The organism is Plantibacter cousiniae (nom. nud.) (assembly GCF_977070315.1).
Genome location: NZ_CDRVEU010000004.1, coordinates 340800 through 353904 on the forward strand (window position 1 = coordinate 340800; position 13105 = coordinate 353904).

The 13105-nt window shown below is 60.6% G+C and carries 11 protein-coding genes; 2 read left to right on the top strand and 9 right to left on the bottom strand.

Going from position 1 to position 13105, the window contains the following annotated elements:
- Positions 1–21: 21 nt before the first annotated feature.
- The 7 genes from ACW55A_RS11515 to ACW55A_RS11545 all read right to left on the bottom strand — a co-directional run bounded on the left by ACW55A_RS11515 (position 22) and on the right by ACW55A_RS11545 (position 8028).
- Positions 22–2259 carry an ATP-binding protein gene (locus tag ACW55A_RS11515; protein ID WP_096107968.1) on the bottom strand — a complete coding sequence of 746 codons (2238 nt, stop codon included), beginning with the start codon at positions 2257–2259 and terminating at the stop codon, positions 22–24.
- On the bottom strand, positions 2256–2969 hold the full coding sequence (locus ACW55A_RS11520) for a biliverdin-producing heme oxygenase (RefSeq protein WP_498811266.1): 714 nt from the start codon (positions 2967–2969) through the stop codon (positions 2256–2258). The genes ACW55A_RS11515 and ACW55A_RS11520 overlap by 4 nt, the downstream gene beginning before the upstream one ends.
- 252 nt (positions 2970–3221) lie before the next feature.
- Positions 3222–5255 (bottom strand): LTA synthase family protein, encoded by a 2034-nt coding sequence (locus tag ACW55A_RS11525; RefSeq protein WP_498811265.1) that lies wholly within the window; start codon positions 5253–5255, stop codon positions 3222–3224.
- A gap of 10 nt (positions 5256–5265) precedes the next feature.
- Positions 5266–5886, bottom strand: coding sequence for a hypothetical protein (locus ACW55A_RS11530; protein ID WP_054080903.1), 621 nt, complete (start codon positions 5884–5886; stop codon positions 5266–5268).
- A complete protein-coding gene (locus tag ACW55A_RS11535; RefSeq protein WP_498811264.1) occupies positions 5883–7181 on the bottom strand; it encodes a sialidase family protein in 1299 nt (432 codons plus the stop codon). Before ACW55A_RS11535 ends, ACW55A_RS11530 begins: the two co-directional genes overlap by 4 nt.
- Before the next feature lie 38 nt (positions 7182–7219).
- A complete protein-coding gene (locus ACW55A_RS11540) occupies positions 7220–7765 on the bottom strand; it encodes a cytochrome b/b6 domain-containing protein (protein ID WP_498811263.1) in 546 nt (181 codons plus the stop codon).
- Positions 7765–8028, bottom strand: coding sequence for a PepSY domain-containing protein (locus ACW55A_RS11545; RefSeq protein ID WP_003349279.1), 264 nt, complete (start codon positions 8026–8028; stop codon positions 7765–7767). The genes ACW55A_RS11540 and ACW55A_RS11545 overlap by 1 nt, the downstream gene beginning before the upstream one ends.
- 166 nt (positions 8029–8194) lie before the next feature.
- Here ACW55A_RS11545 and ACW55A_RS11550 point away from each other — a divergent pair, with 166 nt between their 5' ends.
- Positions 8195–8857 (top strand): response regulator, encoded by a 663-nt coding sequence (locus tag ACW55A_RS11550; RefSeq protein ID WP_455808210.1) that lies wholly within the window; start codon positions 8195–8197, stop codon positions 8855–8857.
- A complete protein-coding gene (locus tag ACW55A_RS11555) occupies positions 8854–10227 on the top strand; it encodes a sensor histidine kinase (RefSeq protein ID WP_455808211.1) in 1374 nt (457 codons plus the stop codon). The genes ACW55A_RS11550 and ACW55A_RS11555 overlap by 4 nt, the downstream gene beginning before the upstream one ends.
- Positions 10228–10239: 12 nt before the next feature.
- Here the strand turns inward: ACW55A_RS11555 and amaA are convergent, their stop codons facing one another.
- Both amaA and amaB read right to left on the bottom strand, forming a co-directional pair.
- Entirely contained in the window at positions 10240–11526 is a 1287-nt protein-coding gene (amaA, locus tag ACW55A_RS11560) for an L-pipecolate oxidase (protein ID WP_122241091.1), read from the bottom strand.
- A gap of 42 nt (positions 11527–11568) precedes the next feature.
- Complete coding sequence (amaB, locus tag ACW55A_RS11565) at positions 11569–13059, bottom strand: L-piperidine-6-carboxylate dehydrogenase (RefSeq protein WP_498811262.1); 1491 nt, start codon at positions 13057–13059, stop codon at positions 11569–11571.
- Positions 13060–13105: the final 46 nt, after the last annotated feature.

Here is a 13105-nt window from a genome sequence, read left to right on the forward strand (position 1 = left end):
ACTGCAAGCCTGAGAAAGCGATCAAACTGCCATTGGCACCGTGAAGCGGAACTCGCTGCCCTCGCCCACCCGGCTTTGCGCAGCCAGTTCACCGCCGTGTGCCTTGATGATGCCTTGCGAGATGTACAGGCCCAGACCGGTGCCGGTCGGGTTGCCTTCCTTGACGGTCCAGTAGCGCTCGAAGATGTGTGGCAACTGCTCGGGAGGGATACCCTCGCCGGAGTCCCGTACGGTGAACACGATTTCAGCGCCGTTGGACATTGCCGCCACACCGATTGTGCCCATTTTCGGGGTGAACTTGATGGCGTTGCCGATCAGGTTGGACAGCACCTGGAAGAGACGCTCCGGGTCGGCCTGGACCTTGAGGTCAGGCTCGGCGTTGAAGGAGATCTCGATGGACTTGTCCATCGCCAGAGGGGCCAGCAAGGTGTAGGCCTCCTCGAATATCTGACTGACTTCCAGCGGCTGCGGCGTAATGGTGTAACGGCCCGCTTCGATTTTCGAGGTGTCGAGCAGGTCTTCGAGCAACACATTCATGCGGCTGGCCGCTTGCTGCATGGTATCGATTGCCGTGGAAATACGTCGCGAGGTGTGTGGCCCATCGGAGCTGAACGACTTCTGCATCATCCCACACAGCATGGAAATGACCGTCATCGGGTTGCGCAAGTCATGGGACACAACCGCTACCAGCTCGTCGCGGGCGCGAACGGCCTGCTGCTCCCTGCGCACCTGGCGGGCGAGGTCATTTTCCAGAGCGGAGCGGCGCAGGTCATTGGCGGCGAACACATCGCCATAGCTCCACTTCGTAGCGATCCCGGTCATCTCGACTTTCCAGATCTCAAACGAGGTGCGCGGCCGAAGACGCATGCCGCCTGCCGAGCTCTCCATATCCAGTGGTTTTTTCGGATTACCGCTCCACTGAACCGTTTCCTTGACCTCGGGGCGAAACCAGATAACGCCGTTGTCGACCGGCTTTGGCAGGCTCATCGCCAATACGCCGCTGGCAATTGGCTGATAGGCCTCGGCAGGCGGATAGACACTGGATAGATGATGACTGGCATACACTGGTTCGCCACCAGCAATCATCCACGCATGCAGTGCACGTACCTCAGAAGGCTCCGGGCAGGTGCCGAAACAATGCGTTTGCCGGTCTTCGATGATGGCGACGCCGCTCGCGCCTACCAGATCCATCAATAACTGTGGTTGCTGCGCCAGACCGTCAAAGACGTTTTCTTCGGACTCGGCCATGGCCAGATTCAATTGCTCTAGCGCCCTGACTTTCGCCTCTCGCTGACGGCTTATTTCCAGCGCTTCCATGGCACTGATCTGCAGGGAAAGCACCTGACCTATCGCCTGGCAGGCACTGCGCAGTTCGTGAGTCACGTACAGCGGCGTGCGGTTGCCGCAACTGATCAATCCCCACAACTTGCCGCCCTGAATCAGCGAAACACTCATGGATGACAGCACGCCCATGTTCTTCATGTACTGGCAGTGGATCGGTGAAACACTGCGCAACGTCGAAAAACTCAGATCAAGCTGCTCCTGAGTGTCCGGACGCAGTTGAGGCACCAGGGGCACCGGGATGTAATCGGCATCGGGAATAATGCGCAGCCAGTTGCGGCGATACAGTTCGCGCGCCTGCTCGGGAATGTCCGATGCCGGGAAAAACAGTCCGTTGAAAAGCTCCATGGAGGGCGACGACGCTTCAGCGATCACCTGACCATGGCCTTCCTCTTCGAAACGGTAGATCAGCACCCGGTCGTAACCGGTCATTTTCTGGATCTCGCGGACACTGACTTCATACAGGGTCTGCAGATCACTCGCAGCATGCAACTGGCGCAACATGCGGCCCATGTTGCCGGTGCGCTCGGAATAACTGATCGCTTGCGCATCCTTGTCCTGAATCTCCAGTTCCAGAATCAGAACGCCCTGGCTGCGGTGCAGCAAGGCTTCAAACTCGATGCCGTTGATCGACATCAGCAGGCGTTGCGCGTCGATGAACGAGTCATGAGCGCTGGCGCTTTTAATCACCTCGGCCCAGCCAGCGCCCAGCACACAGTCCAGCCCCTTGCCGAGCACCTGCTCGGGCACATGGCCCAGCACAGTGTGCACGTTGGCACTGACTTGCAGGATAGTCAGCTCGGGCTCTTGCAACGTGAACAGCAGGCCGTGGGGTTGAATGGCGCCAGGGAACTGAATGGGCTCATCCGCACAATTGGCCAGAAGGACTTCAAAGGCGTCTTTGTCGAGTTGGCTCATAGCAGTACCTCTTGACCCTCGAGCCAGTGCTCGAAACATGCAAATGTGGAGTGCGCTGCAAACGCGGCGGCATCAATAAGAACAACTTCTCGCGGCACGTCGTCCAGATGATTCAGAAACGCCTTCCAGCGAGGTCCGGTGAGGGCACCGTACACATCGAGAAAGGCCGTTCCACGTTGCTCATCCAGGCCCAGACGCCGGTTTATCTCACGTCGCAACACCTGCCCGCCCAGTGTCGCCCCTTCCAGCACATACATCACACCCAGGCATGCACCGGCAGAATCAACAGTGGGCAACCGTTCGCAGCGGGGCAATTGCCCGATGTCGTGATCGGACAGCCCCAGCGCACGCAGATCCTCGACCAGCACAGGAGTTTTGACCCTCTCGACCGGAATAAGCTCCGCAGGTATCAAGGCACTGCCATGCAGTATCGCTTCAAGCGGTGCATAAAAACCGTAGTAGGCCTGAAGCAGACGGAGGTAAAGAGCGTGATCCAGAGCGGGTGAAAAAAACGGCATGCGTTTTTCAAGCTTGACGTGCAACTGCCTCGTTTCAGCACGCAGTGCATCAAGCAGTTTCGGCGGGTTAACACATGAAAAACTTGCCGGCATCCAGGAAGGCTCTTGAGTGTGCAATGGGCAAAAAACGCATCCGAGCGAAAACAGGCCGCTAAAATACAGATTCAGAGCAAAATCTGACAGTTTTTTCATGTGTTTGCGATGAAATACCGCAATCCATAAAGATAAAAGCCAGCGTGACAGGACGACGGTTTACAACTTTCCGCAAAATACGCGCTCAACTAACCAAGATAGTCGAAAACCGAGCCCTATATGCGTTTCGTGCGTGCGCGGTTCACAGGCGCAAGCACTTTAACATCATCCAATAAATATGCCATCCTCAGGCAAGCCGCTGACTCGACCAGCGGCTTGCGTAGCAACGCTGACAAAGGCCGGTTCGCTTCGTCAACGCACGTTCTGATACAGCATCATGCGCGAGGTTTCATGCAGACCGCGGGTGAGGTCGCGCAGCCGTTCGAACTCTTGCGGGTTCTGTTCGGCGACGTTGTCCAGCGGCGTGGGTGAAGACAGGTCATGGAGCGTTGGCGAACTGCCGTCGTGCTCCATTTGCAGCAGGTAGTTGCGCGTGACACCGCCGATCAGCGGGAACGTACCTTCGCGCAGTACCAGCGGCACCACACGTTCACCTTCCGGAGCCGCTTGCTGAATGTCACGCCCCATGGTGCCGCTGGTGAAGTCCATTCCGGCCATCCCCGCCAGTGTCGGCAGCAGGTCGGCGAGACCGACCGCTTCGTCGACAACGCGTGTGCCCAGCAGGCCGGGGGCGTGAATCAACAGCGGAACGTTGTTGCTCTCCAGGCCCAGTTGCTCGAACGCCGGCGCCATGTGCGGGATCTGGCTGATGCGCGTGTTGTGATCGCCAAACAGCACGAAGATGGTGTTTTCGTAGTAACCGCCCGCCTTGGCCAGTTCCATCAACCGTCCGATGTTGAAATCCAGCAGGCGCACGGCGTTGTACTGCTCCACGCTGCGCGAACCGGCGGCCTGGACCTGCTCCACGGTCTTGTCGCTGACCTGAAAACCGTCGTTGTCCTTCGGAATGGTAAACGGCCGGTGATTGCCCGCAGTCTGCACATAGGCAAAGAACGGTTTGTCGGCTGGCAACGCACGCAGGATCCGGTCGCTCTCCTTGAACAGATCCAGGTCGGAAATCCCCCAGACATCCACCTGCGGTGACTTCCAGTCGCGCTCGTCGTACAGCCGTACGTCGTTGATACTGCGACGGATCAAGGCGTTCATGTTGGCCCAGCCGGAATTGCCACCAATCATGTACAGCTTCTCGTACCCCTTGAAGTCATTGATGATGGTGTTTTGCCGTGTGAGCAGCGGATGGCGCGTGGCGGTCTCCTGCCGTGTCACGTCAGGCACCCCGGTGATGCTCGCCCAGACCGTTTTCGCAGTGCCGGTCACCGGTACGTAAAAGTGCTTGAAGAACCAGCTTTGAGTGGCCAGATGGTCCAGGTTTGGCGTCGGGTTCAACGGGTTACCGTAGGCACCGACAGCACTGGTGCCCAGCGATTCGAGCATGACGAACATGACATTCGGCGGCCGCTCGCCCGTCAGCCGGTAGGGCTGCACGGTCTGGTGACGCTTGAAACTCAATCCCTGTACATCTGGCTGCCGGACGCCCAGATAACGCGCGACCCGCTCATAGTGCTTGCGCACCTCGGGTTCGTCGAAGTTCGACTGGGAGACCTTGAGCGTGTCGTACAGGAACAGCGCCGGGTTGAGCCCCAGTGCCGCCACCTGGCTGTTGCCTGAGAAGAACGCATCGCTCCAGCGCAACGGTACCGGGTTTTCCAGATTGAGATTCTCGACCCGGCCCAGCAGGCCGAGTAAGGTTGCACAGACCATCAGCGCCGAACCCCAGACCACGGACCCGCGTTTGATCGGTCTGGCCTCACGGTCCAGGGTGGCACGTTCAAGCCTGATCAATGCCCAGCCGAGCACTGCGACAGTGAGCAGCCAGCCGACAGTGATCCAGAATACTGGATAAGTCTGCCAAAGCATGTCCCGGGAAATCTGCGCATCCTCCAGATAGCGCAGCACGCTGGCGTTGAGCCTGACCCCGAGATAGGCGTAATGGCCGAAGTCGACGATGTAAATCATCGTCAGAATCGCCAGCGCAACGATCAGATAGCCCCGCGCCAGCCAGCGCAGGGCACGCACGCTGATCAGGTTACAACCCGGCATCCAGAGCAGCACCGCGACCGGCAGCAGTATCAGCAGCGCCAGGCGCAGGTCGAAGCGCAAACCGATGCCGAGCGTCTTTGCGACCTCGCCATGCGTGAACAGCGTGCCCGGTTCGATACCGGAAAACCCGTAGAAGAACACGCCCCTCAGCAACGCCGACAGCAGGAACACCGCCATGACCGCGCCCAGCCAATAATGCAGGCGTCGCGATTGCAACCAACTCATCGTCATTCCTCTAGACATTGCCGACAGACAGAGCCGCCGGACGGCGAGTCTCCATTGTGCGGCGATAAACAAACCGGACAGCCAGGACCAGCAAGGCCCCACAGCAGTAAAGGCCAAGCAGCGGGTCGATCAGGTAATCCCAATAATTTTCCGATGGCTTGATGCGGAAAGTGAAGGCCAGCGTCGCTGCGCTGAGCATCACGACGGCCAGCGCATTGCGCATAAAGACCAGCCCCAGCGCGATGACAGCGACAACCATGATCATCGGCCGCGGGTTGTAGCCCCAGCGGTACGGATCGAAATACGTCAGGCCCAGCGTGGCCGGGTACAAAGTCAGTGCCAGCGCAGCGAACACCAACAGCATCAGCCCGCGCCTGGACACTGCCATCGGCCTGAGCACACCCAGTCGCTGCAGGGTCAGCCAGCCCAGCAGCACCAGGCTGCTGATGGCCAGGTCATCGGTCAGGCTGCGGGCATAGGACGCCATCGACAGCCCGTCGATCGAGATCACACTCACTAGCGAGACGGCAGCCAACAGGCCGCAGCGCCACCATAACGATGCGGTCAAGGGCGCCAACAGCACAAACAGGGTCCAGGCAAATGCCAGATGAGCCAATCCCAACGCGATCATAAAAGTTGCTCCGCCAGCCAGGCCTCGTTGAAGCTGACATGCTTGATGAAGGTGTTATTCCACGAGTAGACCAGGTGATACAGGCCGTCCGGGCTGCGGATGAAGTACGGGTATTCGTATTCGAAGTCGCAGCCCTGGGGCGAGCAGACGCGCTGGTCCAGATTGCTCAGAAACGCCTCTTCCATCGGTTGACGCAGGGCGCCACTGGAACTGCGGAAGCCCTCGCCGATCACCTCTTTGTATGCTTCGAGGGTAAACGGTGTGCCCAGCGGATCGGGCGACTTGTCGAAATCCATCAGTGGCCTCCAGACGTTCATCTCCTCGTCAGTACCGTACAGACTGAGTTTAAAGCGCCCCTCGCGCAGGTCGTTGAGCGCCACGAGCAGCCCCTTGCCTGGCACACCGACCGCAGCCAGCGAAGAATTGGGGTTGCTCGGGGTCAACGGATACGGCTCGCTCCAGCTCTGCCCGCCGTCTTCGGTGCGGCTGGCCAGCACCCGGTGGAACGTCTCACCGGCATAGCGCAACAAGGCCACGGCGCGCTGCCCGTCCAAAGGCACGACGGTGGGCTGCAGGGAATTGTTGCCACGGCTGATGCGAAACTTGTCGATCACTTCACCGTCGGCGCTCAGGTACAGGTATTCGGCAAACTTGCCGAGAAACTCATGATAGACCGGCAGGCCGATCGAACCGTCGGCATGAAACACCGGCGCGCCGCGCACCAGCGTACTGATGTTCAGAAACGGGGTTGTCACCAGTTGCCACGGCGGCGACCAGCTGGAGCCCATGTCGCTGGAGACCATGGCGTTGACCGTACTGCCCGCCCAGCCGCCGACCGAGACTGAAACGTAGAACAGCCACAGGCGATTGTCCGGAGCCAGGGCGATCACCGGATTGCCCAGTTTGCGGATGTATTTACCAGTGCCCGACTGGGTGGAATCACGGGTTGCCAGCACCTGCTCGCCGCCCCACTCACCACTGGCCGCGTCGAAGCGCGAGGTGCGTATTTCAACGTCGCCCGCGCCCTCGCGAGAACCGGCGAACCACACCGACATCAGGTCGCCGCCGGGCAATGCCGTCACGGCCGAGGAATGCACGAAGTCGTCCAGATCGGAAGACGCGAAACGCGAAATGTAGGACGCCTTGGGCGCCACGCTTTCAGCGCCAACCGGCACGGGGCTGAGCGCGAACGGCGCAATACGGTGCTGTGGATGGCTGAGCCACGCACTGAGAAAAATCGCCACAACAATCAGGCCTGCGCTCCATGCAGCCAGGTTTCGGGAAATAACACGCATCGGGAGGCATCACTGTAAAGAGGAACAAAGGTGTGGTTTCAGCGATGGCGATCTTCGGGCAACGGGCGTCGCTTGCCTGTCAGCATCGACAAGGGCAGGTTGTCACGCACCTGAACGCTTTCGAAGATGGCGGCGGCCATGTGCAGCACCACCAAGGCACACAAAGTGTTGGCGAGAATTTCGTGGATGTCCTGCGGCCAGTCGGCGCCCCAAAGGGCATCGACTTCTTCCATCAGAAAACCGGTCAGGCCCATGCCGAAGATCAGCACCATCATGAGTACCATGACCAACGCGCCGAGCGGGGAATGGCCGAGCCGATGCGTCGGCCGCCGGTCGATCAGCGAGCGGATGTGCGCACGCAGGCGCGCCGGATGTGGCCAGAAATCGCTCCAGCGTGCGCTGCGCGGCCCGATGAATCCCCACACCACGCTCACCGCCAGCCAGGCAACCGCGTAATAGCCCAGCCAGATGTGCCAGTCGCCACCTGCTTCATTGAAGAAATAATTGGCAACGAAGACACCCGCGATCGAGACGTGAAACAGCCTGACCAGCGGGTCCCACAGGCGCAGGGAAACACGGCTCATTACTTGGTCTCGGTCTTCACCGCTTTACCCGTCACCGGATCGTGATAGATCTCGACCTTGCGCTTGTCCTTGTCGAAACCATAGATTTCGTAGCAGTTGCCGTCAGTCACCTTGAACTTGCTGATCTCGTAACCCTGAGCCTTGAGCTGCTCCTGGAATTTGGCCTGATCCTGCCATTGGGACTTGTCAGCCGTGGTGCATTGCGGGCCGGCAAGTGCCAGCGGGCTGGCCAGACACAAGGAAATCAGCAGGACTTTACGCATGACAGATACTCGCAAGCAGTTAAGGAGCGCCTACTGTGCGAAACGAATCTTAGGAAAAGCTTAATACGTAATAGCTCGTAACATCTTCCCGGACACACGGCACTTCGCGCTGCTGCCTGCTGACGGCATCATGGCGCCCTTCCCCACACTCACCGGTCAAAGCCCTATGCGCCTGCTTCTCGTCGAGGATGATCGAGCCATTGGTCAAGGCATCCGCGTAGCCCTGAATACCGAGGGCTATACCCTCGACTGGCTGGAGGACGGGCTGAGCGCGCTGCACGCCCTGCGCAGCGAGCTATTCGACCTGTTGCTGCTCGACCTTGGACTGCCGCGCATGGATGGCCTGGACCTGCTGCGCCAGTTGCGCGCCGAAGCACTTACCTTGCCGGTGCTGATCCTGACCGCACGCGACGGGACTGCCGACCGTATTGCCGGTCTGGATGCGGGCGCGGACGACTACCTGATCAAGCCATTCGACGTCGATGAACTGAAAGCCCGGGTCCGCGCCCTGCTCAGGCGCAGCCAGGGCCGTGCGCAACCGCTGCTGGAACACGCCGGCATCAGCCTCGACCCGGCGTCGCAACAGGTCAGTTTTCAGGGCAGCGAAGTACCGATGACGCCGATGGAATACCAGTTGCTGCATCAACTGATGATCCGTCCCGGCAAGGTGGTCACCCGCGAGCGCTTGTCCAATACCCTGTACGGCTGGCAGGACAAGGTCGAAAGCAACACGCTGGAGGTGCTGATTCACAACCTGCGCAAGAAACTGTCCACCGAGCTGATCCGCACCGTGCGCGGTGTCGGCTACCTGCTGGAGCTCAAGGCATGACCTCGGTACGCGCGCGTATTCTGATCCCGGTACTGATGCTGTTGCTGCTCGGCGACCTGACGATCAGCCTGCTCGCCCTGCGCGACAGCCATCACGAAATCGAAGAAGTCTACGATGCACAACTGGCCCAGAGCGCACGTCTGCTGCAGGGTGTGCTACGTCAGCGCGCAGCGGGTGAGCAGGATCTCGACAAGCTGTATCAGGCGTTCGATCAGGCCATGAGCCGGGTTGGCACCAGCGGCGTGGCCCACCCCTACGAAACCCGGCTGACCTTTCAGGTCTGGCGTACCTCGGGCGAGCTGCTGGTGCGCTCGGCCGAAGCCCCGCTGCTCAGCGCACCTCCCGCAACCGAAGGCTCCCACGACTTAGTCGAAAACGGGCACGAGTGGTGCGGCTTTCTCCTCGCCGATCCACAGCAGGGTTTTCTGATCTGGGTGGGTGAGCGCGATGACGTACGCCAGGACCTGATCCAGCGCATTGTCAGTCACACGCTGTGGCCGGCGCTGATCGGTGTGCCGCTGCTGGTGGTCGCGATCTGGCTGGCCATAGGCTGGGGCCTGCGCCCGCTGCAATCAATGGCCAGAGTTATCCGCAAGCGCGATGCCGAGAGCCTGGAACCGCTTGATGTAACGCCCCTGCCCAAAGAACTGGAGCCCATGCAGTACGCGCTCAACCGCCTGCTGACCCAGATCGAAAGTGTGCTGGAACGCGAGCGACGTTTCATCGCTGACGCGGCCCACGAACTGCGCACGCCGCTGACCATCCTGCGTATCCACGCGCAGAACGCGCGCCAGGCCGAAACCCCGGAGCAACGCCTGGAAGCGCTGGACTTTCTCGTGCATGGCGTCGACCGCGCCGCCCGCCTGGCCAGTCAGCTATTGACCATGGCACGCCTGGAACCGCGCCTTGACGTCAGTCAGTTACAGACCTTCGAGCTGAACACGCTGGTACGCGAGGAAATGGCCGAACTCACGCCGCTGGCACTGGAGAAGCGCGTCGATCTGGTATTTGAAGAAGGCGAGGATTGCGTGATCCGCAGCGACCCGGCAGCCATCACCATTGCCCTGCAGAACCTGCTGACCAATGCGCTGAATTTCGCCCCGACCGCCAGCGAGATTCGCGTTGCCCTGCACGCCCAGGAAGATGGCAGCGCACACCTGTCGGTCGAAGACGCGGGGCCTGGTATCGACGAACAGCAGAAGGCTCGCCTGTTCGAACGCTTCTACAGCCAGGGCCACAGCAATGGCGCGGGGCTGGGGCTGGCGATCGTCGACATGATCGTGCGCAAACTGGAAAGCAGCCTGCACCTGCGCAACTCGGCGCAGGGCGGACTGTGTGCAGAGCTGCGCATCAAGAGCAGGACGAGCTGAACCCTGCTTGGCTCAAAGCACCACGCGCAGGCATTGCCCGGCGTGATACAGGGTGAAACCCGCGTCGTAGGCCAGACTGCGCAGCGAACTGCCCGAAACCTTTTTACCGCTTGAAAAGCTCACCGGCAGCGCAGCCGCGTCGTTGCTCAGCAGGTAATCGGCAAAGCATTTGCCCACCAGTGTCCCGGTGGTCACCCCCCGGCCATTGAAACCGGTCGCCGCCAGCAAGCCTGACGCAGGTTCGAAGAGGCGCAGCAAGTGGTCCGGCGTAAAGCCGATGCGCCCGGTCCAGGTGCTCTGCCACTCGACCCGGCCCAGTTGCGGAAAGTAATGCTGCTGGACGCGATCCGCCCACTGACGAATGAACCACAGCGGATAATTGCCGGCGTTACCCAGGCTGCCCAGCAGCAGGCGCCCATGAGCGTCGCGACGAATATTGCTGAGCACCGTGCGCGTGTCCCACGAACCCTGCCCGCCGCGCAGAATCTGCGCCTGCTCGGCACCGCTGAGTGGCTGCGAAGCGACCTGATAGTAATAGCCAGCGAAGATGTGATCCTTGATGTCGGTCCACTCGCCCTCTGTGTAGGCATTGGACGCGATGATTACTTTCTCGGCGCACACACTGCCCGCAGCAGTAGAGACCTTCCAGCCATCAGCGGTGCGTTGCAAGCCGTTGACAGGAGAATCACCGAATACTTGCCCACCCTGCGCTACCACGTTAAGCGCCATGCCCGAGACATAAGCCATCGGGTTCACCGTGCCTGCGCGATGATCGAGCAAGGCGCCGCTGACCTTGTCGGTGCCACAGGCGTCTTCGCAGGGTTTGCCGGTCAGCAATTCAACGTTGGCACCACGCCGTTGCCACTGTGCGGCACGGCTACGCAGATCAGCCAGACCCTTGGCGTTGTGCGCCATGTGCAGGTTGCCGGTGCGGGTGTCCTGACAATCGATGCGGTACTTGTCGATGGTCGCGAACACCAGTGCCGGCGCCGCGCCCAATGCGCCATTCAATCGGCTGGCCTCGACACTGCCCAGTACCTTGTCCAGTTGATCAGGCGCCACCCAGGTCCCGGCATTCACCAGACCGACGTTGCGTCCGGAACCGCCATGCCCGACCTGATGCGCTTCGACCACGCACACCGACTTGCCGCCTTCAAGCAAGCGCAACGCCGCCGACAGACCGGTGAACCCGGCGCCGATGATGCACACGTCGGCGCTCCGCTCACCGCTCAGGGCCGGGCTGACCGGACGTTGCGGAGTCAATTGTTCCCACAGACAGCCTTCAGCAAACTGCACCATCGAAAAGCTCCAGCAATGTCGGCAATAAGCGCCCGGTTCACATCAGTCGAAAACGATGCCCTGAGCCAGCGGCAACTCGCGGGAGTAGTTGACGGTATTAGTCTGCCGGCGCATGTAGGCGCGCCACGAATCGGAGCCGGACTCGCGACCCCCACCGGTTTCCTTCTCGCCACCAAATGCCCCGCCGATTTCCGCACCGCTGGTGCCGATATTGACGTTGGCAATACCGCAATCGCTGCCCGCGGCACTCTGGAAAGCCTCGGCCTCACGCAGGTCGGTAGTGAAAATGCACGACGACAGGCCCTGTGGCACTTCGTTGTTCAGGCGCAGGGCCTCTTCGAAGTCGTCGTAAACCAGCACGTAGAGAATCGGCGCGAAGGTTTCGTGACGCACGACTTCGCTCTGGCCAGGCATTTCGGCAATGGCCGGCGTGACGTAGTAGCCGTTCGGGTATTTGTCCTGCAACTGACGCTCGCCACCAAACACTTGACCGCCTTCGTCGCGGGCCTTGGTCAGCGCGTTCTGCATGGCCGAAAACGCTTGCTGGTCGATCAGCGGGCCGATCAGATTGCCTTCGCGCGGATCACCGACGCGCACCTTGGCGTAGGCTGCCTTGACGCGGGCGACCACTTCGTCCTTGATCGAGCGGTGCACAATCAGGCGGCGCAACGTGGTGCAACGCTGACCGGCGGTGCCTACCGCACTGAACAGAATGCCGCGCACGGCCAGGTCCAGATCGGCGCTCGGGGCCAGAATCATCGCGTTGTTGCCGCCCAGCTCCAGAATGCTGCGCCCGAAACGGGCGGCGACACGCGGCCCGACTTCACGGCCCATGCGGGTGCTGCCGGTGGCGCTGATCAGTGGCACGCGAGGGTCGTCGACCAGCGCTTCACCGGCGTCACGATCAACGATCACCAGTTGCGCCAGTGCTGCCGGCGCGTCACCGAAAATCTTCAGCGCCTTGTCGAACAGCGCCTGACAGGCCAGTGCCGTCAGCGGAGTCTTTTCCGAAGGCTTCCAGATCACCGGGTTGCCGCAGACCAGCGCCAGCGTGGTGTTCCAGGCCCAGACCGCAACCGGAAAGTTGAACGCGCTGATCACGCCGACCACACCCAGCGGGTGCCAGGTTTCGCGCATGTGATGACCGGGACGCTCGGAGGCGATGGTCAGGCCGTACAACTGACGCGACAGACCGACGGCAAAGTCGCAGATGTCGATCATTTCCTGCACTTCACCCAGACCTTCCTGAGTGATCTTGCCGGCCTCGACCGATACCAGTTCGCCCAGATCAGCCTTGTGCTCACGCAGCACTTCACCAAAGATCCGCACCAGCTCGCCACGCCGTGGGGCCGGTACTGTGCGCCACTTTAGAAACGCATTGTGAGCGCTGTCGATACGCGCCACGACCTGTGCCTTGTCTTCAAGCGTAACCGAGGCAATCCGGCTGCCATCAATCGGGGTGTAAACCGGATAGTCCCCTTGTGTGTGGGCACTGTTCGCCACGCCCAGACGTGCTAATAACTCGGCAACCATGTTGATTCTCCTGTCATGAACCCGGTGGAAATCATCGATGACCTCA